We start from the raw sequence: 25528 nt of genomic DNA, 5'->3' as shown, positions 1-25528 counted from the left end.
TAAGAATTGAATAATAGATTCCCAAAAATCGAGGGTGAGCATGATTAAGAAGATCGGTGTTTTGACCAGTGGTGGTGACGCTCCAGGCATGAACGCAGCAGTTCGTGGTGTAGTTCGTACTGCGCTATCAGTTGGCATTGAAGTTTACGGTATTTACGATGGCTACCAAGGCCTTGTTGAAGACCGTATCGAAAAGCTTGACCGTTCAAGCGTATCTGACGTGATCAACCGTGGTGGTACTTTCTTAGGTTCTGCACGTTTCCCTGAGTTCAAAGACGTTGCTGTTCGTGAGAAAGGCATCGAGAACCTTAAGAAGCACGGTATCGAAGCACTCGTTGTTATCGGTGGTGACGGTTCTTACATGGGTGCTAAGAAACTGACTGAGATGGGTTACCCATGTATCGGTCTTCCAGGCACAATCGATAACGATATCGCGGGTACTGACTACACAATCGGCTACCTAACAGCGCTTAACACTGTTATTGATTCAATCGACCGTCTACGTGACACGTCTTCTTCTCACCAACGTATTTCTATTGTTGAAATCATGGGCCGTCACTGTGGTGACCTTACGCTTATGTCAGCAATCGCGGGTGGTTGTGAGTACATCATCACACCTGAGACTGGCCTAGATAAAGATCAGCTTATCAGCAATATCCAAGATGGTATTGCGAAAGGTAAGAAGCACGCAATCATCGCTCTAACTGAGTTAATGATGGATGCGAATGAACTAGCGAAAGAGATCGAAGCTTCAACAGGTCGTGAAACTCGTGCAACGGTTCTTGGTCACATCCAACGTGGTGGTCGCCCGACTGCATTTGACCGTGTACTGGCTTCTCGCATGGGTAACTATGCTGTTCACCTTCTTCAAGAAGGCCATGGTGGTCGTTGTGTTGGTATCGAGAAAGAAGCGCTTGTTCACCACGACATCATCGACTGTATCGAGAACATGCAGAACCCAGACCGTTCTGAGCTGTTCCGCGTTGCAGAAGAGTTGTTCTAAGCCACGTTTAGCGTTCGCTTAAAGAATTTAAAAACCGCTGATTGATCAGCGGTTTTTTTGTGCCTGTTGTTTTGCTTTAAAGCTTGAATCTCAAACGATAGGCAATAAAAAAGGCCAACCTAAGTTGACCTTTCATTTAATCTAAACGGTGACGTTTAAATTAAGCTTTTGCTTCAGCTGCTGCTTTAGCGATAGCTGCGAAGCTTTTCGCGTCTAGCGCTGCGCCGCCAACTAGAGCACCGTCGATGTCTGGTTGTGCGAAGTAAGCTGCTGCGTTTTCTGGCTTAACAGAACCGCCGTATTGGATAACAACTTTCTTAGCAACGTCTTCAGATTTCTCTGCGATGTGTGCACGGATTTGAGCGTGGATGCGTTGTGCATCTTCAGCTGTAGCTGCTTTACCAGTACCGATAGCCCAGATTGGTTCGTAAGCGATGATAGCGCCTTCAAGAGCTTCAACACCTTGAGTGTTGATAACAGCGTCAAGTTGACGAGCACATACAGCAACAGTTTCGCCTGCTTCGTTTTGTGCATCAGACTCACCGATACAAAGAACTGGAGTTAGGCCGTTCTCTTTTAGGAATGCGAATTTCTTAGCAACGAATTCGTCAGACTCAGCGTGGTATTCACGACGCTCAGAGTGACCGATGATGATGTGAGATGCGCCGAACTCTTTAAGCATTGCTGGAGACATGTCGCCAGTGAATGCACCGCTGTTGTTTAGGTCAGAGTTTTGAGCACCTAGGATGATCGCGCTGCCCGCTTCAGTAAGCGTACGCTCAGCAAGATCAACGAAAAGTGCTGGTGGAGCAACTGCTACGTCTACGCCTGTTACGCCTTCAAGTTCAGCGTTAAGACCGTTTAGTAGATCAACAACCATTTCTTTGCTGCCGTTTAGTTTCCAGTTACCCATAACTACAGGATGACGCATAGGAATATCTCCAAAGTATTTAAATAAATCGAATGTAAAAAAGTAAACTTTATTACGAAATAATATAACAGAATAATATCAACAGATCATGACTGTGGTCATGACTTTCTTGGATCTTACTCAATGGTCAGAGTAGATTTTGAGCATATATCAGTGATCCGGCAGACAGAATAATAGCTAACTTCTCGGATTTTTCATCGTTAGTTGCTATTAAGGGACAAACGATTGCGTTAACAATAGGAAGTAATAATGCCGAATCTAGTTCTAGAGTACTCAAATTCAGTGGATGAGCGAGTGAATATCCAAGGTTTACTGGAAGACCTTCATCAAGTTACATTAAACTGTGGTTTGTTTGATGTACCTTCTGTGAAGTCTCGTTCACTGCGCTGTCATAACTGGTTGGTCGGTGATGAAGAGGACAATGTGGATTTTGTTCATATTAGCTTCGAGTTACTTTCAGGACGTACCGAAGAACAGAAAAGAGAATTGTCGCGTTTGTTGATGCAAACCTTACAAGAACAGGCAAGCCATATCCGTAGCCTAACGGTCAACATACGAGATATGGATAAAAGTTGCTTTCAGAAAGTGATGAATTAGCTTAAAAGAATCAACTAACTAAAAGTGATTAACTGACTATTTGCTGCTAACTTTTTGGTAGCGTATTAATTTTTTGAGTATTTAAGATGTCGATGAAAGATTTACTGCTCTCTTTCAAGGGGAGAATTGGTCGTAAGACTTACTGGATTTGGAATATTTTCTACTATATAGCGATTACTGGTTTTGCTACTGGTATCTCTGTTTTGTTCCCGACTTACTCTTACATCCTGCTACCAATCTTCCTGTTGCTGCTGGTGATCCCAGATCTTGCGGTCACCGCTAAGCGCTGGCACGACCGCAATAAGTCGAACTACTGGCTGCTGCTGAATGTGCCACTCGTGCTAGGGCGCCTTGCTTCACCAATGGCAGCGACCACGACAGAGCCGGTATCGCCAGTTCATATGGCGGCAACCGTTGCAGCATTAGTGTGTGGCTTGTGGATTCTGATTGAGTGTGGCTTGTTGAAAGGCACAGAAGGCCGCAATGATTACGGCGAAGATCCCGTTTAAAGGTTAAATGATTCATCAGTAAAAAGGGAGCCTTGTGCTCCCTTTTTCTTTATAAGGCGTTTTTCTTTGAATGGCTTTTTGTCGCTAGTCCATTTCAACGGTTAGTACATTTTTGGCTCTGTATTTGGCCTGAAAGGCACGACATTTTCAGGCATAGATTCTTCAAAATCGCAGCGGCCTTTGAGTGCATCTTGGAATTTACAGACCTGACAGCGCAGCTCTTGCATCAGAACAACATTAGCGTGATGTGGATTCTTGCAGCGGCTGACGACTAAATCGATATGACTTTGTTGAGCGCGAAGCCTGTTTTGCATGGTCTCTGAGGCTGAGCAAATCATCTGTTCACACATCTCGTGTTTGAATTGATCGAATGCTTTCGGATCGCTTTTCGCGAGTTGGACCAGTTCATCAAAAGGGGGCAGTTTTTGATTGGGCTGTGGATGTGCCATGATTCCTTCCTTAGCATTAAGCATGTTTCATATGCTTTAAGCTTAAGAAAGAAATTTGTACAAAATTTAATCTATTGGTATTTTCTCAATATTGAGACAGAATCAGTAACTTGGCGTTAGGGTATAAGTACAACGACGCTCGCCAGTAATGATGTGTTCAGTGCGGCTCACATGACATTCATCTTTGAGTAATTCTTTGAAAACATTGAGCTCAGATTGACACAGGCTAGGGCAGCGAGTCGCAGCCTTGCAGATAGGGCAGTGGTTCTCGATCAAGATGTAGTGATCGTCATGCTCTTGAAGTTCAGCCATGTAGCCTTCGTCTTCACGCAGCTGGGTGAGTTTTTTAAGCTTGCTGATCAGCGAGTCACAATCAGACAGCGCGGTTTGATATTGCTTAAGGGTGTGTTGTTCGCGCTCGGCCGCAACCTTAGCTAACCCCTCTTTACCAAACAGATTCTCGACAGCATCGATCACTTGAATGGTGAGTTCACCGTGTCGATCTGAAAATTGACCATGACCTTGTTGAGTCAGGGACCAATGGCGAGTTGGGCGACCTACTTTTACTTTGACGTCATGAAACGCAAGAATACCGTCATCTTCCAAACTTTGTAGGTGCTGTCTGGCACCCATTGTCGTCATGCCAAATTCTTCTGACAGTTGTTTCGCGGTTACCGCGCCTTGACGCTTAATGGTCTGTAAGATTTTGTCGCTTGTTTTCATACTATCTCTACCTAATGAACCTTACTATTATGAGGCAAGGTGTTTATAAAGCAAACCATTTACTATGGCGTAGGTGAAATGCACAGGTTATTGATGGCCAATAAAACAAAAGGCTGATACTTGGTATCAGCCTTCGCGTGTTCTGTTGAACCTAGTTTAGGTTTACAGGATGTGACCGATTACTTCTGGGTCTTTACGCTCTAGGTAGTGGATAGATTTGATGCGGCGAATAGTACGGCAGCGACCACGGATAAGCAGTGTTTCTGTAGTTGCGATATTGCCTGTACGTGTGATGCCCTCTAGAAGGTCACCCTTAGTAATGCCGGTTGCTGAGAATACAACGTTGTCGCTACGAGCCATGTCTTCCATCTTCAATACGATGCCCGCCGTTACGCCCATTTCTGCACAACGCTCTAGTTCAAGCTCACCGTGTTTGCGGTTCTCTTCTGTATCGCCTTTTACTTCATGACGAGGAAGCAGACGTGCGTGCATGTCGCCGTCGAGTGCGCGAATAACCGCAGCCGAAACCACGCCTTCAGGCGCGCCGCCGATGCAGTACATTACGTCGACTTCACTGTCTGGCATACACGTTAGGATAGAAGCAGCAACATCACCATCTGGCACTGCGAATACACGAACGCCCATCGCTTGCATGTCGGCAATCACTTGATCATGACGTGGCTTAGCCAGTGTGGTTACTACCAGTGTATCGAGTGTTTTACCTAGTGCTTTCGCAATGTTTTCTAGGTTTTCTGTCAGTGGCAGTTCTAGGTCAATCACACCTTTTGCACCAGGGCCAACAACCAATTTTTCCATGTACATGTCAGGTGCTTTTAGGAAGCTACCTTTTTCGCCTGCAGCCAATACAGCCAATGCATTTGATTGACCCATTGCTGTCATGCGTGTCCCTTCAATTGGGTCAACGGCGATATCTACTGCATCACCGCCAATACCGACGTTTTCGCCGATGTATAGCATAGGTGCATCATCGATTTCACCTTCGCCGATAACGATCTCGCCGCTAATTTCGGTTTTGTTCAGTAGGCTACGCATTACTTCTACAGCAGCGCCATCTGCAGCGTTTTTATCGCCGCGGCCAAGCCACTTGTAACCAGCTAGTGCTGCACCTTCAGTGACACGAGAGAATGACATTGCTAAATCGCGTTTCATGCGGACTCCAAAATTTTCAAAAGGGGAATAGAAATTTCGCGGCGAATTTTACCATATCCCAAAGGAAACGTTTGCCTTTTTGTTTTTTGGGGATTGCTCTTGATCAATTTGCGGGTGAAAACAGGTAATATTCATCAAAATAATCAGTCTGTTGTCGCGGTAGTAATAATTCACGTCAATATTCGGTAAAAAGCGCTGTTTTTTTCATCGAATGGCGCAAAATATCGAATATATTGAGTGTTTATCCTTGCTCTGCTGAGTAGAATGGGGAAATAAGTGGAGTAGACCTTCACCATCAAACGGATAACTTAAAGGTAGGCCAGAATGTCTTTTGAAGTACTAGAGCAGCTAGAAGCAAAAATTCAAACAGCAGTAGATACAATTGCACTTCTTCAAATGGAAGTGGAAGAGCTTAAAGAAGAGAAACAAGCACTAGCAACAGAAGCTGGTGAGCTTAAAGAAAGCCGTCACGAGCTAGAGCAAAAAACTCAGCAAATGCAGGAAGAGCATTCAGCGTGGCAAGATCGCATCCGTAACCTTCTTGGTAAAATGGATGACGTAGAGTAATTGACTCTTCAGATTTAAAAAAACGCCCGCTACTGAGTAGCGGGCGTTTTTGTTTGTATTCTTATGCTTCGTGTTCTTATGGTTTGTTTTATTATTTGAAGCTGAGTGATAGTTACTCGATCTCTTCTTCTTCAACATCCAGATCAAGTTCTACATCTAAAGGCTCTGCCGAAAGAATAATGCCGGTGTTGTCAGCGTAGAGGTAATCTTCCGGCAAGAAGGTTACGCTGCCAAAGTTGACCGGTACGTCCAATTCGCCGACACCTTCTTGGCTCGCACCAACAGGGATAGAAGCCAAAGCCTGAATACCAATGTTCATGTCTTCTAGCTCATCGACTTCACGAACGCAGCCGTAAACCACAATACCTTCCCACTCATTGTCTTCGGCAAGTAGGGCAATCTCAGCATCGATCAGCGCTTTGCGTAGTGAGCCGCCACCATCGATTAACAACACTCGTCCCAGACCATCTTGCTCTAATACGGAGCGAATCAAAGCATTGTCTTCAAAACACTTTAATGTCGTGATCTGTCCTGCGAAGGATGCACGTCCACCGAAGTTGCTGAACATGGGCTCCACGACATCAACTTGATCCAAATATATGTCGCACAGTGCTGAAGTGTTGTATTCCATTAGTATACCTTTTGAACAATGAGCTTACTTTGAGTATATCGGTGCTTGATCCCTTTGCAATGATTAGTCTCATTTAACTCAATAGAGTTTGAGCTACGACAACCCCTGCAAACAATAGGTTAGTGACCAGTGAGCATTTCACAATCACTGGCATCATTGGTGCAATCTGCGCTGGTTTTTCGGTTTCCCAAACGGCCTTGCCATGTTTGTAAACAATAATAATGCTCAATAAAAACGGCAGGCTGATCCAGACCGGTTTTTCTTGAATCAGTAGGTAGATAGCGAAAGAAGCAAGGGCGAGCCCAAGCAGTGCAAAATGATAGTGTTTGGCTTTGCGTTGCCCTAGGCGAACCGCCATGGTGCGCTTACCACATTCGCTGTCGTTCTCTATATCACGCATGTTGTTGATGTTGAGTACCGCAACCGCCATTAATCCACAGCCTAAGGCAGGAAGAAATAGGCTTGGTTCAACATGACCAGTGTGTAGGAAGTATGTGCCTGAAACGCCTAACAAACCGAAGAAGATAAATACAGATAAGTCGCCAAGGCCAATATAACCATAAGGTTTATTGCCCACGGTGTAAGCGATGGCAGCCATTATGGCTAATACGCCTAACGCGATGAAAGATAAGATACTCTCAATCGAGGTTAAGGCATGAAAAATAAGAATTAGCCCAGCGAGCATGGTAAACACGATGTTGAGGATGATCGCTTGCTTCATGGTTTTCGCGGTCACCGCGCCGGATTGCATTGCGCGTGTTGGCCCCAGACGGTTTTCGTTGTCGGTGCCTTTTACTGCGTCACCATAGTCATTGGCTAGGTTCGACAGGATTTGTAATAAGGTGGCAGTTAAAAAAGCCAGTAGGGCTATTGATAGAGAAAACTGACCGCCGGCGAACGCTAAACTACTTCCTGTAAGAATAGAGACGAGTGCGAGAGGCAGAGTTTTTGGTCGTGCGGCATCAAGCCAAATCAGTAGAGATTGTTTCATCGTAGGTCTATTTCTTTGTAAGTCTTCGTTTCAAACTGTGATTTGAGTATACGCCCATTTTTCGGGTAATAAAAAGCCCACTCGAAAGTGGGCCTTGAATTCGCTTATTAGCTGCTATTTCTTTGAGATAGAGCAATAAGTTGGAGTTTTGTGTGCTACAGGATGAAGCGACTTAGGTCTTCGTCTTCTACGAGCTCGCCAAGTTTAGATATTACATAAGCTTCATCAATCAGCAATTTACTGCCTGCTCGGTCTGTTGCGTCAAATGAAATTTCATCCATTAGGCGCTCCATGACGGTGTGTAAACGACGCGCACCGATGTTTTCAGTGGTTTCGTTCACACGCCATGCTGCGTCTGCAATCTGGTTGATGCCATCTTCAGTGAACTCAATGCCGACATCTTCTGTTTTCATCAGGGCAATGTACTGCTCGGTCAGTGATGCCTTTGGCTCAGTAAGAATACGTTTGAAGTCATGTGCAGAAAGAGCTTCAAGTTCTACGCGGATTGGCAGACGACCTTGCAATTCAGGGATCAGGTCAGATGGCTTAGCCACTTGGAATGCACCTGATGTGATAAACAAGATGTGGTCAGTTTTAACCATGCCGTGCTTCGTTGATACTGTGCTGCCTTCGATTAGAGGCAGTAGGTCGCGCTGAACACCTTCACGAGATACGTCTGGGCCTGAGCTGTCGCCACGCTTACAGATTTTGTCGATCTCATCGATGAATACGATGCCGTTGTTTTCAGCGTTGAAGATTGCGCTCTCTTTTAGCTCTTCCTGGTTCACAAGCTTCGCAGCTTCTTCTTCAGTCAGTGCTTTGAATGCGTCTTTGATTTTCATCTTACGCTTTTTCTTGGTGTCGCCCGCTAGGTTTTGGAACATGCCTTGCAGCTGGTTGGTCATCTCTTCCATACCAGGAGGTGACATGATTTCAACGCCCATTTGCGGTGCCGCTACATCAACTTCGATCTCTTTGTCGTCTAGCTTACCTTCGCGCAGTTTCTTGCGGAAAATCTGGCGAGTGTTTGAAGAGGTGGTGTCTTCCGTTGACTGCTCGTTCTGACCCCAAGCATCGCGTGCTGGTGGTAGAAGGGCATCAAGAATACGTTCTTCAGCTTGCTCTTCAGCGCGGTATTGTACTTTTTCCATCGCTTGTTGATGTGTCATCTTGATCGCAACGTCCGTTAGATCACGGATAATGGTCTCAACCTCTTTACCAACGTAGCCAACTTCGGTGAACTTAGTCGCTTCTACCTTGATGAACGGCGCATTAGCGAGTTTCGCTAGACGGCGAGCAATTTCAGTTTTACCCACACCCGTTGGGCCAATCATCAGGATGTTTTTTGGCGAAACTTCAACACGCAGGCTTTCTTCAAGCTGCATACGACGCCAGCGGTTACGTAGAGCGATAGCCACTGAACGCTTAGCGTTGTCTTGGCCGATAATGTGGCGATTGAGTTCGTGAACAATTTCGCGAGGAGTCATCTCAGACATGGTTTTTCCTTAATTCTTTAATCACTGTTGAATACAACGTTATTGATGGAAGCGGTCGTTACTCTGGCTTTGGCAGCTCAACGGTGCTTTCTAGTTCTTCAATAGTGTGGTGATGGTTGGTGAATACACAGATATCGCCAGCAATGTTCAGCGACTTTTCTGCGATTTCACGCGCATCTAAATCAGTATTTTCTAATAGTGCAGTCGCTGCTGCTTGAGCGAAGTTACCGCCCGAACCGATCGCAATCAGGTCGTTTTCTGGTTGAACTACGTCACCGTTACCAGTAATGATCAGTGAAGCGGTTTCATCCGCGACTGCTAGCAGTGCTTCTAATTTACGTAGAGCACGGTCGCTACGCCAATCCTTCGCCAGCTCAACGGCAGCTTTGGTTAGGTGGCCTTGGTGCATTTGCAGTTTGCTTTCAAATTTTTCGAATAGCGTGAAAGCATCTGCCGTACCGCCAGCAAAACCTGCCAGTACTTTATTGTTGTATAGGCGACGTACTTTACGGGCATTGCCCTTCATTACAGTATTGCCTAGAGATACTTGTCCATCACCCGCGATGACGACTTTATTATTACGACGTACAGATACAATGGTAGTCACGAGTAGGGCCTCTTAATATTTCTTATCTTTGGGTATAAAAAGTATATGAGGATGCTGCTCGGATAATTCAAGGAAGGGCGAGTGATGTCGCGCAACTTATCGGCGGAAGTTGTAAGGAAAACTGACTAAAGGGAGTAAATAAAAGAAAACCTCCACAATGGGAGGCTTTCGGAGTTTGTTTTTCGGCTTTTGCTAAGATTAAGACTGCGACTATCGCTAAATCTAATCGGTGTCTTTCCAAATAGCGCAAGGTTCGATTTTCGCCCGTTGCAGCTTATGGCGATCGCGCTCGGCGTCACGCTTCAACTTGTATGGCCCTAGAACCACACGGTACCAGCTACTGCCGTCTTTTTTACGGATTTCACTCGAGATACCTTGGAACGCAATATCTAACTTGCGCGTTTCTGCCTGTGCTGACGTTTTGTAAGCGCCACACTGCATCACGTAAGGGATCTTAGAGATCTCTTGCTCTTTGGCTTTAACTTCAATCTCGCGGCTTGGCAGCGTTTCAACGTAGTCCCACTTCTCTTCAGGAGGCGGTGGAATCACTTTCGCTGGTTTTGGCTTAGGTTTGGTAGCCACAGGTGTTGGTGCTGGCGGCTCAGGATCATTACTCAATAAGTAAAGTCCATAACTAAAACCACCGGCAAGGAGGATCGCCAAAAGACCACTGCGCCAAGGTTTACGGCGAGGGGCTTGTTTCTTGGTCGGTTTTTTCGTGCCACGACCGCGCTTTACATAATCTCTATTAGCCACAAGACAATTCAATAGTTGCTGATTCTGTCCTCATGGTAATCCAGATTGCGCGAGGATAATAGTGCAGAAATGGAAGCGGCACATCAAAATGTGCCGCAGATTTATAAGGGTATTTCTGAGGGTTACATTCGAGGTGGTGCGGTGCTGCCTCTAACGACTAATTTAGCTTCAAGCAGACGCGAACCTGCTTGCACATCGTTGCCCTTCAATAGATCAAGCATCATCAACATCGCTTGGCGTCCAATCTCATAACGAGGCTGAGAAATAGTGGTTAGCGGTGGATCGCAGTATTGAGCGAATTGGATGTCATCGAAGCCAACAATCGATAGGTCTTGAGGAACGCGTAAACCTAGCTTCTTCGCTTCTTGAATCGCACCAATCGCCATCGCATCGTTATGACAGAAGATCGCTGTAGGCTGTTCAGGAAGTGCTAGTAATTGACGAACCGCTTGCGCACCCGCTTCAAAGGTGAAATCGCCCACAGTGCTGTAAGCTGGGTTCATTGATACTCCAGCGCGGCGCAATGCTTGTTGGTAGCCTTGTTGACGGAACTTACACAGGGTTGCAGTCGTTGGCCCAGAGATCTGAGCGATGCGCTTATGACCTAACTGAGCGAGGTAATTCACGGCTTCAAATGCAGAGGTTAGGTTGTCGATGTGAACCGTTGGCAGTTCAAGCTCAGGTGCGAATTCACACGCCATAACCATTGGCGGTAAATTCTTTTGCTCAGGCTTACTGACATCAAACGGATGATCAGTGCCAAGCAGTAGCATACCGTCTGCTTGCTTTGTGAAGACCAAGTTAACAAATGAAGACTCACGCTTCTTTTGTTGACCACTGTCACCCAGTAGAACGAGGTAGTCATTCTCTACAGCGGCATCTTCGATACCACGAATGATTTCGGCGAAGTAAGGGTCACAGATATCAGGAACGATAGTGATGATGGTTTTTGATTCGTTGCGACGTAAATTTCTAGCTAATGTATTGGGTGAGTATCCAGCTTCAAGTACTGCTGTCTCAACTCGTTTACGAGTAGAAACCGAGACTTTTTCAGGGTTCATCAATGCACGTGATACCGTTGCCGTTGAGACGCCTGCTAGCTGGGCAACATCCTTCATTGTCGCCATAAATTAAACCCTCTTTTAAGTTCCTTTGTCGCCTAAGTATTTAAGGCGTGAATAATTAATACAATCGGATAGATATTATGAAAGTGTTGCTAACACTTTTTTTATTGCAATATTTTATTCGTTTCATCCGTGTAAAGTTACGGCTAGATTAACAAAAATCACATGACTAGTGTGAGGTTGCTCACGAGAAATATGAAATATTTGTGAACAAACTTATCATTAGTTTTAACCCAAGTAGGTTTAGCTCAAATCTTGCGGCTCAATATCGAGTGACCAACGGACTTTTTTCGCAGCAGGTAACATATTAATTGCCGACTTGGCACTCATTAATAACTTCTGCATTAACGAACGAGTCTGAGTTTGTAGAATCAACTGCCAGCGTGATTTACCCGCTCGCTTGGCCAGTGGCGCTGGGGTGGGGCCTAGAACCATGCAATATTGGTCAAACAAGGGGTGCGATTCTAATGTATGACGAACCTGACGCAAGAACTCTTCCACCAAACGTGTGTCATTGGCTTCCGCTCTAAACAGAGTCATAAAGGTATAAGGTGGCAGCATCGCTTGTTTACGCTCGGCCAATGCGGTTTGGGCAAAGTGGTTATAGTCTTTGTGCAGCAACGCTTGTAACAAGCCATGTTCTGGATGGTGAGTTTGTAAGATAACCTCACCCGGCTTACTGGCACGGCCTGCTCGACCGGCGACTTGAGTAAACAGTTGAGCCAACCGTTCAGAGGCGCGGAAGTCACTACTATATAAAGAGGCGTCAACATCCAATAACGCCACAAGTGTCACGTCAGGAAAGTGGTGACCTTTAGCAAGCATCTGTGTACCGATAAGAATTTGGTATTCACCTTTACGAATCGACTCGAGCGCGCTTTCTAAGCTGCCTTTGCGGCGGGTGCTGTCTCGGTCAATACGAATGGTTTTGTATTCAGGGAATAGCTGACCAAGTTGAGCCTCTAGCTGTTCGGTACCAACACCCACCGTCACTAAGTTCGTTGAACCACAACCTTGGCAATTGTGTACGATATGCTGCTGCGAACCACAGTGGTGGCAGCGCATCTCATTGCTGTATTGGTGATAGGTGTAGTAGGCATCACAACGCTTACATTCTGCGGTCCAACCACAATCGTGACACATCAGTGCGGGAGAGAACCCACGACGGTTGAGAAACAACATCACTTGGTTGCCTGCTTTGAGGTGTCTTTGCATTTCAGCAATCAAAGAAGCAGACAAGCCACTTTCTAGATATTCACCCTTCACATCCAACACTTTATTGGTGGTCGGCAGCGCGACACCCGCACGTGAAGTAAGGGTGAGATAACTGTATTTACCGATCTGAGCGTTGTGCAGCGTTTCAAAGGCCGGAGTCGCCGAGCCTAACACAACCGGGATCTGCGCTTTATGAGCACGCATGATGGCTACATCACGAGCGTGGTAGCGTAGGCTATCTTGCTGCTTATAAGAGGCGTCGTGCTCTTCATCGACAATGATAATTCCCAGATCAGCGAAGGGAGTGAACAGAGCCGAGCGCGTACCAATCACAATGCCCGCTATTTTATCGCGCGCCGATAGCCAAGCATTCAGTCGTTCAGAATCGTTTAATCCAGAGTGAATCACCTCAACAGGCACATTAAAACGACGCTTAAAGCGATTAATCGTTTGTGGAGTGAGGCCTATTTCCGGTACCAAGACTAACGCTTGTTTACCTTGGTCGAGAATCGGCTTGATCATATTCAGGTAGACTTCGGTTTTACCTGAGCCGGTAACCCCCTCTAGCAAGAAGCAACTAAAATCGGTTTGGCTATTTACTGTCGCAATCGCGATCGCTTGTTCAGCATTGAGCTTCGGCTTGTCTTGTTCGTTTTCAAGTTCAACTGGCCACGGTTGGCGCTTTGGCTTTTTCTCTACCGACTCAATCCAACCTTTCTCTTCCAAAGTTTTAAGCACCGCGCTCCCGACTTCTTCATCAATGAATTCTTGATGAGGAACAGGGCCGTGCTCAAGCATGTGCATCACTTTGGCTTGCTTAACCGCACGACCAAAGCCTTGCATCAGTTGATCTCTGCCTGATGGGGTCAATTGCCACTCGACAAGCGTTGCGAAGTCGGCAGTTTTGCCTTTTCGTAAAGCGCTTGGTAGAGCATTAGCCAAGGTTTCACCCAGTGGGTACTGATAGAACTGGCTGCACCATACCAAGAGTGAGTAGACCGATTCTGGCCAAACGGGTTGGTTGTCTAATAAGGCTTTAATGGGCTTGAGCTTGTCTAGATCGAATTCAGATTCGTTAACCAGAGCTGTAACAATACCAGTTAAGGTTTGTCGTCCAAAAGGCACAGATACTCGTCCGCCAATAATCGGGAATAGGTGGTTAGGAATCTTGTAATCGAACTGCTTGTCTAGTGGAACAGGCAGTGCCACGCGGGCAATCATTGGACGCATAAAGGGACAGCTTTATCTGAGTTGACGAGAGCGAACAGTCTAATGGATAAGGGCGTTAAATTCGAGGAGCAGTTTGGATGAGAGTATCGAGTTAACGCAGGAAGATAATGAGAGCCCGAAATCTCAGGCCGACAAAGTAAATAAATAGGCTATTGGTGAAAAATGTATCAAATCAGTTGATCCTGCCTTATAGATTCATTACTATACTGCGCCTTAAAGGTATGGCTTTATCGCAGTTTAGTGATGCAGCGGTGTCTTTATTTTATTTTTTAACTACGTGTGGTGTGCGGCTTAGAATCGTATAGCGACACGGCCTACTTGAGGTTATCCCATGAAAACTGGTATCCACCCAGAATACAAAGCAGTTTCTGCAACTTGTTCTTGCGGCAACACATTTGAGTTCAACTCAACGCTTGCAAAAGAATCTATCCACCTAGACGTATGTGACAAATGTCACCCATTCTACACTGGTAAGCAACGTATCGTAGATACTGGCGGCCGTGTTGATCGCTTCAACAAGCGTTTCGGTGCTCTTTCTAGCAAGAAGTAATTCTCGCTATTTAGACATAAAAAGGACACTTCGGTGTCCTTTTTTGTTGCCTGAAATTTAAGAAAACGCTGAATCTTATTCAGCCATCAACGTCTCGAAAACGACAGGCAACCCGCTTGAATTTTGTTTCATAACTTACATCCCACACTCCATTCTTGAAATCCGCTCGAAAGTTCAACAAGCGACAGTAATTTCAACTGCTCACTGGTCTTATTAGTAGTGAAATCTCGTTTTTTAATGAGACAGAGGCTTTAACCACCTAGGAACTTTGAAGTACATCTATTAACATGAACAAGATCCCCCAAATAATAATATCCTAGGAACCTACACCTATGTCTGAAGACAGCCGCCAAGATCAATCCTCTCAAGCGTTATCGCCTCAAGAACAATTCCGTCAGCAAGCTCTTGATTACCATGAGTTCCCAATCCCAGGCAAAATTGCCGTAGAACTGACGAAGCCTGCAAACTCTGCAGAAGACCTAGCACTTGCATACAGCCCAGGCGTGGCTGAGCCTGTTCGCGAGATCGCACAGAACGTTGATAACGTTTATAAGTACACAGGTAAAGGCAACATGGTTGCAGTTATCTCTAACGGTACAGCGATTCTTGGCCTAGGTAACCTTGGCCCTATTGCTTCTAAACCTGTTATGGAAGGTAAAGCGCTACTGTTTAAGCGTTTTGCTGGTTTAGATTCTATCGATATTGAAGTAAAACACCGCACAATCGATGAGTTCATTGATACGGTTGCGAATATCGCAGATACATTCGGTGGTATTAACCTAGAAGACATCAAAGCACCTGACTGTTTTGAGATTGAGCGTCGCCTGATTGAGCGTTGTGATGTCCCTGTTTTCCATGATGACCAACACGGTACAGCGATTGTAACGGCTGCAGGTATGCTGAACGCGATTGAGCTTCAAGGTAAGAAGCTTGAAGAGTGTAAGATCGTTTGTTTAGGTGCTGGCGCAGCGGCGGTTGCTTGTATGGAACTGCTGATTAAGTGTGGCGCTCAGCGTGAGAAGATCTACATGCTTGACCGTAAAGGTGTAATCCACACTCGTCGTGAAGACTTGAATGAATACAAAGCGCTATTCGCAAATAACACGGACAAGCGCACGCTTGAAGATGTTATTGAAGGCGCTGACCTGTTCTTGGGCGTATCGGGTCCTAACCTGCTACCAGCTAAAGCACTCACGCTGATGGCTGATAAGCCTGTTGTGTTTGCATGTTCAAACCCAGATCCAGAGATCAAGCCAGAGCTTGCTCATGAAGTTCGTTCTGACCTTATCATGGGTACAGGCCGTAGCGATTACCCGAACCAAGTAAACAACGTACTTTGCTTCCCATTCATTTTCCGTGGTGCGCTTGATGTACGTGCGAGCGAAATCAATGATGAGATGAAGCTGGCTGCGGTTAAAGCGATTCGTGAACTAGCGAAAGAAGAAGTTCCGGCTGAAGTACTCGCTGCTGCAGGTGAGACTGCACTGGAGTTTGGTAAAGGCTACATCATTCCTAAGCCAATGGATCCACGTCTACTTCCTCGCGTAGCAAAAGCGGTTGCAGTAGCGGCCGTTGAATCTGGCGTAGCTCGTATTGAGATGCCTGCTAACTATATGGCTTAATGCCTTAATAGCGTAATAGCGTAATAGCGTAATAGCTGTTGCTCTATTGAGCGAAAAAGAATAATAAAAAACCGACTCATAAGAGTCGGTTTTTTTTATGTCTATCATTCACAGAGCAGCTACCGATAACGTAGTGGGTGATGTGACAAATAAGGTTCAGCTATAGCGAATCAATATTGAAGGCAGTGACTGAGTAGTTTTTATTCTTCGTCAAACGCTTCGAATTCGATACCCATCTCTGTCATCAGCTTTTTCACTTCAGTCGGGATGTCGTCTGGACGGTCTTTACGGAGATCTTCATCCGTTGGCAGTGGTTGGCCTGTGTACGCATGTAGAAAGGCTTCGCACAGTAGCTCACTGTTTGTTGCATGGCGTAGGTTATTAATCTGGCGGCGAGTGCGCTCGTCAGTAAGAACCTTTAACACTTTTAGAGGGATAGAAACTGTAATTTTTTTTACTTGTTCGCTTTTCTTTCCATGCTCAGCATATGGGCTTATGTATTCACCATTCCAGTCGGCCATTGCGTACCTTCATCACTTTAGTTGTTAGAATAAATTAATAGTGGTGATTTTAGCGGGATTTACTGCCATAAGCAAAGACATATAGACGTCCAGAAGTGTTGACGTCTCACATTTATGAAAGTAAAGTGAATAACATATATCTAACACAGCCGCAGAATGCCGACAAGCCGCTGTGATTCTCAGACGCAAAACTTGTAAGGAAGCACCTATGAGCAGCCGGAAGCCAGCAACAATCGCAGTACGTACTGGTATCGAGTCAGACACGCAACACCATGCCGTTGTCCCACCTATTTATCTTTCGACTAACTATGGGTTTCCCGCTTTTGGTGAAGTGCCAAAGTACGATTACACCCGTTCTGGTAACCCAAATCGTGGTTTATTAGAAACGGCATTGTTTGAGCTTGAGTCTGGCAAAGGTGCAGTGGTGACTAACTGCGGTACTTCGGCGCTTAACTTATGGGTTTCGGCTTTCTTAGGTGGCGATGATCTTATTATCGCACCACACGACTGCTACGGTGGTACTTACCGCCTGTTTAATACCCGCTCGTTAAAAGGTGACTTCAAAGTTTTGTTCGTTGATCAATCGGATCAAGCAGCGTTGGATGCGGCGATCGCGCTCAAGCCAAAGTTGATCTTAATAGAAACGCCATCGAACCCGTTGGTTCGTGTGGTTGATATTGCAGAGACTTGCCGTAAAGCGAAAGAGGTTGGTGCTCTGGTTGCTGTCGATAACACATTTTTGACGCCTGTGTTCCAAAAGCCTTTAGAGCTGGGTGCTGATTTTGTTATCCACTCAACCACCAAATACATCAACGGACACTCAGATGTTATTGGTGGCGTTGTCGTGACGAAAACTGAAGAGCACGCTGAAGAGCTAGCATGGTGGGGCAACTGTATTGGTGCGACCGGCACACCATTTGATAGTTACATGACTCTACGTGGTATTCGTACGCTAGGTGCGCGTATGCGTGTTCACGAAGAGAGTTCACGTGAAATTCTGACGGCTCTGCAACAACAAGATCTGGTGGGCACTATTTACCACCCAAGCCTTCCTGAACACCCGGGTCACGAGATCGCGAAGAAACAGCAGTTGGGCTTTGGTTCCATGTTGAGCTTTGAGTTTGCGGGCTCTTTTGAAGCACTTAAATATTTTGTAGATAAGTTAGAGCTATTTTCTTTGGCTGAATCACTGGGTGGGGTTGAAAGCCTGATTTGTCACCCTGCGTCGATGACTCACCGTGCGATGGGCGAAGAAGCATTGGCAGAAGCGGGTGTTTCTCAACAACTACTGCGCCTTTCTGTTGGCCTTGAAGATGCGGAAGACCTAATCGACGATCTCAAGCAAGCGTTTGAAAAAACACAACGCTTTATTGCTGAAGGGGAGGTTTAATAATGGCAACCTTTCGCCAGCTACATAAATTTGGTGGCAGCAGTTTAGCGAACCCTGAGTGTTACCAACGCGTGGTCAACATTCTTAGAGAATATTCATCAGCGACGGACTTGGTGGTGGTATCGGCCGCAGGCAAAACAACCAACCGCTTAATTGAGTTTGTCGAAGCGCTCGACAAAGATGGTCGTATTGCTCATGAATGCCTGCAAACCCTTCGTCAGTTTCAACTTGAACTGATTGAGGCTCTGCTTGAAGGTGAAGCTGCCTCGCAACTAACGGCAACCATTCAACAAGAATTTACCGCTTTGGGTGAGCTTACAGCTCCCTTGAGTGAAGCACAAAAAGCACAAGTACTGGGTCATGGTGAGGTTTGGTCTTCACGTTTGTTGGCGACGTTGTTGTGCCAGCATGACTTACAAGCAGTTGCTCAAGATGCGCGTGCCTTTTTACGTGCAGAAGCGGGTGCTCAACCTGAAGTTGACCGCGCACGCTCTTATCCTCTGATTAAAGAAGCCTTGGCGCAGCATGCACATTGCCGCGTGGTAATTACTGGCTTTATGGCTCAGAACTGCGAAGGCGAAACGGTGCTGCTTGGTCGTAACGGTTCGGATTACTCAGCAACCGTGATTGGTGCTTTGGCTGAAGTTGAACGCGTGACGATTTGGAGTGATGTGGCGGGCGTTTACAGCGCAGACCCTCGTTTGGTTTCGGATGCGTGTTTATTACCTCTGCTTCGCCTTGATGAAGCCAGTGAATTAGCTCGTCTTGCGGCTCCAGTGCTACACAGCCGAACGCTACAGCCTGTCGCTCAAAGTGCTATGGATCTCAGCTTGCGCTGCAGCTACCAGCCGGAGGCGGGCTCTACACAGATAGAGCGAGTACTGGCATCGGGGCGTGGTGCAAAAATCATTACCTCTTTGGATGAAGTTCTTATCGTGCAACTGACTTTTGGTCACGGCCATGATTTCGACCGTCTGGAGAGTGAAGTCCTTGAAGGGCTTAAGCGTGCTCAATTAGAGCCGCTTGCTTATGAATTAGAACCCGATCAACACTGCTTGCGTCTTGCTTACACAGAAGAGATTGCTGGTGGCGCTCTGGAATATCTACAAGACCACGCGATTGAAGCTGAGATTAAACTGAAAGAAGGTTTTTCTCTGATTGCTGCAGTGGGGGCGGGTGTGACTAAGAACCCGAACCATTGCTACGGCTTCTACCAGCAGCTCAAGAGCTCGCCAGTGGAGTTTATCTCAGAAGCGAACTCAGGCTTAAGCTTGGTGGCTGTGATTCGTAAGAGTGAAACATCAAGCCTTGTGAAAGGCATTCACTCTCAACTGTTCCAAGCTCAGAAGCGTGTGGCGATTGCCTTGTGTGGTAAGGGCAATATTGGCTCAAGTTGGTTAAGCCTGTTTTCCGAGCAAAAAGCGGAACTTGAAAAGCGTCGTGGGATGAACTTTGAATTGGTTGCGGTGGTTGATAGCCAAACCTATTGGTTCGATGATCAAGGCATTGATGCGACTTCAGTTGGTAAACGTTTTGATGATGAAGCGATTGCTAACAATGGTAACGACTGGCTAGAGCGTTTAGGTTCTATTCAGGGTTACGATGAAGCAGTAGTACTCGATGTAACTGCAAGCCCTGTGCTTGCTGCAAAGTACCTGCAAATTGCACAACAAGGTATCCACCTGATCTCGGCTAACAAGGTGGCTGGCTCTGCATCAAGCGAGTATTACCATCAGGTACAAGATGCTTTCGCTAAGATCAGCCGTCATTGGCTGTACAACGCGACAGTGGGTGCTGGTTTACCTATCAACCACACTGTGCGAGACCTGCGTGAGAGCGGTGACGATATCATTGCTCTGTCTGGTATTTTCTCTGGCACTTTGTCTTGGTTGTTTCAACAGTTTGATGGCACAGTGCCATTCAGCGAGTTAGTCGACTTAGCGTGGCAACAAGGACTGACTGAACCAGACCCAAGAGCTGACCTTGATGGCTCAGATGTCATGCGTAAGCTGGTGATTCTAGCGCGTGAATCGGGTTTGGATATCGAACCTGAAAACGTCAAAGTGGAATCGCTCGTACCTGCAGAGCTGCAAGAGCTATCAGTGGATGACTTCTTCGATAAAGCTTCTGTTCTAAGCGAAGAGTTGGCTGAGCGTTTGGAAAAAGCGCACTCTCAACAAAAGGTTCTACGTTACGTAGCGCGTTTGGAGAAGAATGGTAAAGCAACCGTAGGCGTTGAAGCACTATCGAAAGAGCACGCACTGGCGAACTTACTGCCCTGCGATAATATCTTTGCGATTGAGAGCAAATGGTACAAAGATAATCCATTGGTTATTCGCGGCCCAGGTGCAGGGCGTGAAGTCACTGCTGGTGCAATTCAATCTGACTTAAACAGAATGTCTAGCCTGTTTTGATTTTCAGATCGGTTGGTTTAGTGTCTAAATGGCATACTATTCACTAAGATAAATAAGGCTGAAAGCACGATGTGTTTCTCAGCCTTTTTTCTACATTATTTCTGCTTTTCGACCCATCTAACGACTTGAGTTTTACTCACGATCTACTTGAGAAAAATTCATAATGGATCTGTTGACATTAAATCGTATTCAATACATTCTACAGACATATAGACGTCTAAACGTCGTTTAAGGATTTGAGTTTTAGTGGTTGCTTTTGCCACAGGGAGAGTAAGATGGGATACACACACGCTAGTCATATCGACGCTTTAAATCAGAATATCGCTGAGCTTTCTGACAACATCAATGTGTCATTTGAGTTTTTTCCACCAAGCAGTGAGAAGATGGAAGAGACCTTGTGGAACTCTGTTCACCGTCTTAAAACACTTCAACCAAAATTTGTATCGGTAACTTACGGTGCAAACTCGGGTGAACGTGACCGTACCCACTCAATCATTAAAGAAATTAAGAACCAAACTGGCCTAGTGGCAGCACCACACCTTACATGTATTGATGCGAGCCGCGACGAGCTGATTCAAATTGCTGACGACTACTGGGCAAATGGCATTGAAAGCATTGTTGCGTTGCGTGGTGACATTCCAGCAGGCGGCGGTGCGCCAGAGATGTACGCGTCTGATTTAGTCGAGCTGCTTAAATCTCGCCATGACTTTGATATTTCAGTAGCGGCATTCCCTGAGGTTCACCCTGAAGCAAAAAGCGCTCAATCTGATCTAATTAACCTAAAACGCAAAGTGGATGCCGGTGCTAACCGTGCCATCACTCAGTTCTTCTTCGATGTAGAAAGCTACCTACGTTTTCGTGACCGTTGTGTGGCGGCTGGTGTTGATGTTGAGATTGTTCCGGGCATCTTGCCTGTTTCTAACTTCAAACAAGCGTCTCGTTTCGCTGCGATGAATAACGTAAAAGTACCGGGCTGGATGGCGAAGCAATTCGAAGGCTTGGATGATGATCCAACGACTCGCCAGTTAGTCGGTGCGAGCCAAGCGATCGATATGGTTCGTACGCTGAGCCGTGAAGGTGTGAAAGACTTCCACTTCTACACGCTAAACCGTGCAGAAATGACCTACGCACTTTGCCATACCCTAGGTGTTCGCCCACAAGTTGCTGCGCTGTAATTAAGCTTCAGCCTTGTTAAAGCGCTATTTGCTGTAAATCTCAAATCCGATAGATAAAAAAAAGGCTTGGACTCTAAGAGTTCAAGCCTTTTGCTTTTCTAGCGTCTAGCTTAACTTAAGCAAGAGCACCAAGTTCAAGCAGTACTTCGTCCGCCCATACAATCCATGCTTCACGGATAAGTAGGTTACGACGAAGAGTTAGACGCTCTAGGCGTGCTTGCTTGTCTAGTGTAGATGGCGTTGCGTAGTAAGCCGCTTCGATTTCTTTGTAGTGAGAAACCAGTTTGCGAGACTCTTCAACTAGCTCAGCAAGTTGTACACGGTAAGCGTCAGCAGGTTGTACAGCACAAGCCATTAGCTTAGCTGAGAACTCGTCACGAACGGTTGGGTGTGCAGTTGGTTGTTCAAACCATTCACCTAGCGCGCCACGGCCTGCGTCAGTGATAGAGTAAACTTTACGATCAGGTTTGCCTTCTTGAGGCTCAAGCACGCAAGTTACCTGGTCGTTCTGAGCCATTTTATTTAGCTCGCGGTAAACTTGTTGGTGGCTAGCTTTCCAGAAGTAACCAATGCTTGAAGAGAATTCTTTTGTGATATCGTAACCAGTAGCATCGCGTGTACTTAAAACGGTTAGAATTACGTGTGGTAATGACATGTCTGAAATCCAAATGGTAAACAGTAAACAAATACTTAGACAACAAGTGTGCTTCTAATGGCACGTTATATTGGTTATGTCTAAGTAGCACCAACTCGGCGGTTGGTTATGTCACCTTACAAAGCCGTTTATCACCTAGGTTGACCAGTTTATAGGTCAAGTTGCTGCAGATTATTTTTTTGGAGTGTTTCCGCAGCGGAGCAGTAGTATATCTAAATAATAAGCATAAAGTAGAATACATGGACAAAATAACCCAAAAAACTGACAAAATACTTACTAGTGGTTATCTGGTGAAATAAAAAGGCCGCACATGGCGACCTTTTGTTCTTTTTGTAGATGTAAATGCTGATTAAGTTATAGTAGGAATCACTAATTAACCAGTATTTCGCATACCTGCTGCAATACCTGCAATCGTCACCATTAGTGCTTCTTCTAGCTCTGCTGGTGGTGTTTCACACTTACGAGTACGGTAAAGCAGTTCCGCTTGAAGCATGTTTAGTGGCTCAACATAGATGTTACGTAGACGAATTGACTCAAGTCCCCAAGGGTCACTCTGCATCAGGTTCTCGTTGTTCTCTACATTTAGTACCGCTTTGATGTCTTTTTGCAGCTGTTCACGCAGTAACTCACCTAACGGCAGCAGTTCTTTATCAACAAGGCGTTGGTCGTAGTACTTCGCAATCTCCATGTTGCACTTCGAGTACACCATTTCCAACATACCTAGACGAGTAGAGAAGAATGGCCATTCACGGCACATCTCTTCAAGTAGCGCTTGATGGCCTTGATCGACTGAGTATTGGATTGCTTCACCTGCACCTAACCAAGCTGGAAGTACCAAGCGGTTTTGGCTCCAAGAGAAGATCCATGGAATCGCACGTAAGCTTTCTACGCCACCGTTCGGGTTACGTTTTGCTGGGCGAGAACCGAGTGGCAGTTTGCCGAGCTCTAGCTCCGGTGTCGCTTGACGGAAGTAAGGTACAAATTTCTCTTCGCCACGAACCACGTTGCGGTAAGCCTCACAAGAAACTTGAGAAAGCACTTCCATTAGATCGCGCCACTCTTGCTTTGGCTCAGGTGGCGGCAGAAGGTTTGCTTCTAGAATCGCACTTGCGTATAGGTTGAAACTGTTTACGGCAACATCTGGCAAGCCAAGTTTAAAGCGGATCATTTCGCCTTGCTCTGTTACACGTAAGCCGCCTTTTAAACTCTTAGGTGGCTGAGAAAGAAGTGCAGCGTGCGCTGGCGCTCCACCACGACCAACTGTACCGCCACGACCGTGGAATAGAGTCAGTTCAATGCCTTCTTCTTCACAAACCTTAACCAGCTTGTCCATTGCGTCGTATTGCGCCCAACCTGCAGACATTACGCCAGCATCTTTTGCTGAGTCAGAATATCCGATCATCACCATTTGGTGGTTCTGGATAAAGCCACGGTACAAATCGATGCTCATTAGCTGTTTCATTACTGCTTCTGAGTTGTTCAAGTCGTCCAGCGTTTCGAACAATGGACATACGTCCATGCGGTACGGGCAACCACATTCTTGCAGTAGCAAGTGAACAGCCAGCACATCCGATGCTGTACGAGCCATAGAAATTACGTAAGCACCAAAGGCTTCGCGAGGTTGAGCAGCAACGACCTTACAAGTGTCTAAAACCTCTTTTACTTGTTCAGATGGCTCCCAGTCGCGCGGTAGCAGTGGCCGTTTTGAGCTTAATTCATTGGTTAAGAAAGCAATCTTGTCTTGCTCGCTCCACTGGTCGTAATCGCCAATGCCTAGGTAGCGAGTCAGTTCAGATAGGACATCTGAGTGACGTGTACTTTCTTGACGAACATCGAGACGAACCAAGTGCACACCGAATGCTTTTAGGCGGCGCAGGGTATCAAGTAGAGAACCGTCTGCGATGACGCCCATGCCACATTCGTGCAGCGATTGGTAACACGCGTAAAGCGGTGTCCAAAGTTGGTCGATATTCTGTAGTGTTTCTTTCTTCGGTACTTCTGCGTCGTGCAGTTTTGCATCAAGCACTTCTAGCGTGTTGTTCAGCAGAGTACGTAGGCTCTTAAGGATTGCACGGTAAGCTTCGTGCTCATCGCCAGCCAATTCACGAACGGCATCATTACACTTCGTCATCGACAGTTCGGTAATCAGCTCGTTCACATCACCTAGGTAAAGATCAGCGGCTTTCCAGCGAGATAGGCGCAGTACTTCTTTGGTGATGGTGTGCGTTACGAATGGGTTACCATCGCGGTCGCCACCCATCCAAGATGAGAAGTGAACTGGGCGCGCATCGATTGGTAGGCCTTCACCAAGGTAACCTTTTAGTCGGCCATCCATATCACGTAGGAAATCAGGCACGGCTTCCCATAGAGAGTTTTCTACAACCGCAAAGCCCCACTTAGCTTCATCAAGTGGTGTCGGGCGTTGCTGACGAATCACATCAGAGTGCCAACCTTGAGCGATAAGCTGCTCTAGGCGACGTTCGGTTTTCACGCGTTCTTTGTGTGATAGGTCGCTTAATTCTAATTTAGACAGACACTCGTTGATCTTAACCAGCTTGTTGATCATGGTTCGACGAGTGATTTCTGTTGGGTGAGCGGTCAAAACGAGTTCAATGTTCAGGTCGCGAACGGCTTGAGCCGCGTCTAGCTTGCTGATGTCATTTTGATTTAGTTTAGAAAATAGAGATTGCAGCACGTCTGGTTCGCAAACATGCTCCTCACAGTGGCGAGAGATGGTGTGGTATTGCTCTGCCATGTTGGTGAGGTTGAGAAATTGGTTAAATGCACGAGCAACAGGAGTGAGTTGTTCGTTCGGCAGGTTTTTGATTTCTTCAACTAGGCTGTCACGGTCAGCTTTGTTGCCTGCGCGGGCGGATTTGGAAAGTTTACGGATAGTCTCCACTTTCTCTAAGATAACGTCACCATGTGCATCTTGGATTGTGTTACCTAGCAAGCGTCCCAGCATGCTTACGTTACTCTTGAGAGCGGCGTATTTCTCGTTCATTGTCATCCTGCCTCGTAAAAAAATTACATCCATTGTTCCTTGTTAAGTACACAATCTAGCGAAAAGTGCTGTATCTAGTCAAATAAAGCATTCTAAGTTTGCAATTATTAGGTTTAAAAATGCGGGAGAAGTAAATTTTTCAAAACTTAGAGAAAAAGTGAAATTTAATTACAAGATCAGGCTGTGTCAGGGATAACA

Annotated in this window: 23 protein-coding genes; 9 read left to right on the top strand and 14 right to left on the bottom strand. The window is 46.1% G+C overall.

Annotated features, from left to right (window positions below; genetic code table 11):
- The first annotated feature begins 40 nt into the window (after window positions 1-40).
- Window positions 41-1003, top strand: coding sequence for a 6-phosphofructokinase (gene pfkA / locus L3V36_RS16770; RefSeq protein WP_004729705.1), 963 nt, complete (start codon window positions 41-43; stop codon window positions 1001-1003).
- Between the two features lie 160 nt (window positions 1004-1163).
- Here the strand turns inward: pfkA and tpiA are convergent, their stop codons facing one another.
- A complete protein-coding gene (tpiA, locus tag L3V36_RS16765; RefSeq protein ID WP_004729704.1) occupies window positions 1164-1934 on the bottom strand; it encodes a triose-phosphate isomerase in 771 nt (256 codons plus the stop codon).
- Between the two features lie 249 nt (window positions 1935-2183).
- Here tpiA and L3V36_RS16760 point away from each other — a divergent pair, with 249 nt between their 5' ends.
- A complete protein-coding gene (locus L3V36_RS16760) occupies window positions 2184-2531 on the top strand; it encodes a 5-carboxymethyl-2-hydroxymuconate Delta-isomerase (RefSeq protein ID WP_017077592.1) in 348 nt (115 codons plus the stop codon).
- Window positions 2532-2617: 86 nt separating this feature from the next.
- Window positions 2618-3040 carry a DUF805 domain-containing protein gene (locus L3V36_RS16755; RefSeq protein WP_017077593.1) on the top strand — a complete coding sequence of 141 codons (423 nt, stop codon included), beginning with the start codon at window positions 2618-2620 and terminating at the stop codon, window positions 3038-3040.
- A gap of 101 nt (window positions 3041-3141) precedes the next feature.
- Here the strand turns inward: L3V36_RS16755 and L3V36_RS16750 are convergent, their stop codons facing one another.
- The 3 genes from L3V36_RS16750 to glpX form a co-directional block, all read right to left on the bottom strand.
- Entirely contained in the window at window positions 3142-3489 is a 348-nt protein-coding gene (locus tag L3V36_RS16750) for a DUF3135 domain-containing protein (protein WP_102447466.1), read from the bottom strand.
- A gap of 102 nt (window positions 3490-3591) precedes the next feature.
- Window positions 3592-4212 (bottom strand): metalloregulator ArsR/SmtB family transcription factor, encoded by a 621-nt coding sequence (locus tag L3V36_RS16745; protein WP_004729698.1) that lies wholly within the window; start codon window positions 4210-4212, stop codon window positions 3592-3594.
- Between the two features lie 162 nt (window positions 4213-4374).
- A complete protein-coding gene (gene glpX / locus L3V36_RS16740) occupies window positions 4375-5382 on the bottom strand; it encodes a class II fructose-bisphosphatase (protein WP_004729697.1) in 1008 nt (335 codons plus the stop codon).
- Between the two features lie 324 nt (window positions 5383-5706).
- Here glpX and zapB point away from each other — a divergent pair, with 324 nt between their 5' ends.
- Entirely contained in the window at window positions 5707-5949 is a 243-nt protein-coding gene (zapB, locus tag L3V36_RS16735; protein WP_004729696.1) for a cell division protein ZapB, read from the top strand.
- A 112-nt stretch (window positions 5950-6061) separates the two neighbouring features.
- Here zapB and rraA read toward each other — a convergent pair whose 3' ends face one another.
- The 7 genes from rraA to priA all read right to left on the bottom strand — a co-directional run bounded on the left by rraA (window position 6062) and on the right by priA (window position 13999).
- Complete coding sequence (gene rraA / locus L3V36_RS16730; RefSeq protein WP_004729695.1) at window positions 6062-6580, bottom strand: ribonuclease E activity regulator RraA; 519 nt, start codon at window positions 6578-6580, stop codon at window positions 6062-6064.
- Between the two features lie 73 nt (window positions 6581-6653).
- The gene (locus tag L3V36_RS16725; RefSeq protein ID WP_017092186.1) at window positions 6654-7571 is read right to left on the bottom strand and encodes a 1,4-dihydroxy-2-naphthoate polyprenyltransferase; all 918 of its coding nucleotides are present in this window, start codon (window positions 7569-7571) and stop codon (window positions 6654-6656) included.
- Window positions 7572-7726: 155 nt separating this feature from the next.
- On the bottom strand, window positions 7727-9067 hold the full coding sequence (gene hslU / locus L3V36_RS16720; protein ID WP_017077598.1) for an HslU--HslV peptidase ATPase subunit: 1341 nt from the start codon (window positions 9065-9067) through the stop codon (window positions 7727-7729).
- A gap of 58 nt (window positions 9068-9125) precedes the next feature.
- Entirely contained in the window at window positions 9126-9674 is a 549-nt protein-coding gene (gene hslV / locus L3V36_RS16715; protein WP_004729692.1) for an ATP-dependent protease subunit HslV, read from the bottom strand.
- Window positions 9675-9896: 222 nt separating this feature from the next.
- A complete protein-coding gene (gene ftsN, locus L3V36_RS16710; protein WP_102447465.1) occupies window positions 9897-10430 on the bottom strand; it encodes a cell division protein FtsN in 534 nt (177 codons plus the stop codon).
- Between the two features lie 122 nt (window positions 10431-10552).
- The gene (cytR, locus tag L3V36_RS16705) at window positions 10553-11557 is read right to left on the bottom strand and encodes a DNA-binding transcriptional regulator CytR (RefSeq protein ID WP_004729690.1); all 1005 of its coding nucleotides are present in this window, start codon (window positions 11555-11557) and stop codon (window positions 10553-10555) included.
- Window positions 11558-11797: 240 nt separating this feature from the next.
- Window positions 11798-13999, bottom strand: coding sequence for a primosomal protein N' (priA, locus tag L3V36_RS16700; protein WP_102447464.1), 2202 nt, complete (start codon window positions 13997-13999; stop codon window positions 11798-11800).
- Between the two features lie 331 nt (window positions 14000-14330).
- On the opposite strand from priA, the gene rpmE reads away from it, so the two are divergent.
- Together rpmE and L3V36_RS16690 are read left to right on the top strand one after the other, a co-directional pair.
- On the top strand, window positions 14331-14549 hold the full coding sequence (gene rpmE, locus L3V36_RS16695) for a 50S ribosomal protein L31 (RefSeq protein WP_004729688.1): 219 nt from the start codon (window positions 14331-14333) through the stop codon (window positions 14547-14549).
- Window positions 14550-14881: 332 nt separating this feature from the next.
- Entirely contained in the window at window positions 14882-16171 is a 1290-nt protein-coding gene (locus L3V36_RS16690) for a malic enzyme-like NAD(P)-binding protein (RefSeq protein ID WP_017077602.1), read from the top strand.
- A gap of 200 nt (window positions 16172-16371) precedes the next feature.
- On the opposite strand, the gene metJ is transcribed toward L3V36_RS16690, so the two are convergent.
- On the bottom strand, window positions 16372-16692 hold the full coding sequence (gene metJ / locus L3V36_RS16685; RefSeq protein ID WP_004729686.1) for a met regulon transcriptional regulator MetJ: 321 nt from the start codon (window positions 16690-16692) through the stop codon (window positions 16372-16374).
- A gap of 208 nt (window positions 16693-16900) precedes the next feature.
- Between metJ and L3V36_RS16680 the strand changes: the two genes are divergently transcribed.
- From L3V36_RS16680 to metF, 3 genes are all read left to right on the top strand, one after another.
- Window positions 16901-18082 (top strand): O-succinylhomoserine (thiol)-lyase, encoded by a 1182-nt coding sequence (locus tag L3V36_RS16680; protein WP_029222061.1) that lies wholly within the window; start codon window positions 16901-16903, stop codon window positions 18080-18082.
- A gap of 2 nt (window positions 18083-18084) precedes the next feature.
- Window positions 18085-20496, top strand: a complete 2412-nt coding sequence (locus L3V36_RS16675) for a bifunctional aspartate kinase/homoserine dehydrogenase II (RefSeq protein WP_004729684.1) — start codon at window positions 18085-18087, stop codon at window positions 20494-20496.
- A 275-nt stretch (window positions 20497-20771) separates the two neighbouring features.
- Entirely contained in the window at window positions 20772-21671 is a 900-nt protein-coding gene (gene metF, locus L3V36_RS16670; RefSeq protein ID WP_029224094.1) for a methylenetetrahydrofolate reductase, read from the top strand.
- A 115-nt stretch (window positions 21672-21786) separates the two neighbouring features.
- Here the strand turns inward: metF and L3V36_RS16665 are convergent, their stop codons facing one another.
- Window positions 21787-22326: a PadR family transcriptional regulator gene (locus tag L3V36_RS16665; protein WP_004729682.1), complete on the bottom strand. Its 540-nt coding sequence runs from the start codon at window positions 22324-22326 to the stop codon at window positions 21787-21789.
- A 373-nt stretch (window positions 22327-22699) separates the two neighbouring features.
- Window positions 22700-25336, bottom strand: coding sequence for a phosphoenolpyruvate carboxylase (gene ppc, locus L3V36_RS16660; RefSeq protein ID WP_017077604.1), 2637 nt, complete (start codon window positions 25334-25336; stop codon window positions 22700-22702).
- Between the last annotated feature and the right edge of the window lie 192 nt (window positions 25337-25528).

Origin of the sequence: Vibrio sp. G-C-1 (assembly GCF_021728015.1) — a bacterium.
In the GTDB taxonomy this organism is placed as follows: Bacteria; Pseudomonadota; Gammaproteobacteria; order Enterobacterales; family Vibrionaceae; genus Vibrio; species Vibrio splendidus.
Note: the sequence above shows the minus strand (reverse complement) of the source record. Positions and strands in the feature narration are given on the sequence as shown.